This window comes from Mycoplasma sp. HS2188 (genome assembly GCF_025209835.1).
GTDB lineage: Bacteria > Bacillota_I > Bacilli_A > Mycoplasmatales > Metamycoplasmataceae > Mycoplasmopsis.
Genome location: NZ_JAOAOI010000044.1, coordinates 1 through 888, shown reverse-complemented (window position 1 = coordinate 888; position 888 = coordinate 1). Strand labels below are relative to the sequence as shown.

Below are 888 nucleotides of genomic sequence, written 5' to 3'. Positions count from 1 at the left end.
AATGATTTTGCGTCAGCGAGCGAAAGTCAAATTCGTACAGCTATTGCCAAATTAGGACAAGTTAAAGATGAAATTTTAACAAATCAAATTGGCATAGATAAAGCAATTAATTTATACAATAACCCAGGTAAAAGTGAAATTGACAAATTAATTAAAAACGACATTGAAAAAGAATCTAGCGAATCAGCTATCGATGATAAAAATCATGTTAAAGAATACCTAGAAGGTGAAATTAAAAAAGCTGACCAAGTAATTAGCGATGTTAATGAACAAGCATATACAACTTTAGGACATGAAGACGCTTACCAAAAAGCATATACAGATGCTAAGGAGATTTTAGACAACGCCTTATCAGTAGCAAGAAAACGTATTGAAAAAATTGATGAAGCTAAAACAGCTTTAGAAAATTACCAACACAATAGTGAAAATATTATTCCAAGTAATATTGCCGAATGAACTGATCCTAAATATGATGACATTAAAGCAACTTTAAATAAAATTAAAGCAGCAGAAGATGATAAATGATTACCTATCTCAAAACTTAATTTAGAAGACGTAAATGTTGAAGATGTAAAAGCTTCAACAGCAAAAATTATTCAAGCTTATAATGATGCTAGATTGGGTAAAGCCAAAATTGATTTTAATACTGAGTTTAATAATATTGCTGACGTATTTACAAATCCAGATTCAAATGCGGGTTCAACCAATAAATACGCAACATTACGCAATAAAATTATTGCCGAAATGCAACCAATTAAAACTGAGGCAGATGCTGTCAATGTTGATAAGACCGATACTTACCAAGGCGCAGACCCTAAAGTTAATAAAGTTAATGAATTAGAGCAATCACTTTCACAATTTAAACAAAAAGCTAATTTAGCCAAAGAA

At 30.6% G+C, this 888-nt stretch carries 1 protein-coding gene; it reads left to right on the top strand.

The annotated features are described in order from the left end of the window. The coding region (locus N1F73_RS03710) for a hypothetical protein (RefSeq protein WP_260360160.1) at positions 1–888 on the top strand (888 nt) is incomplete at both ends.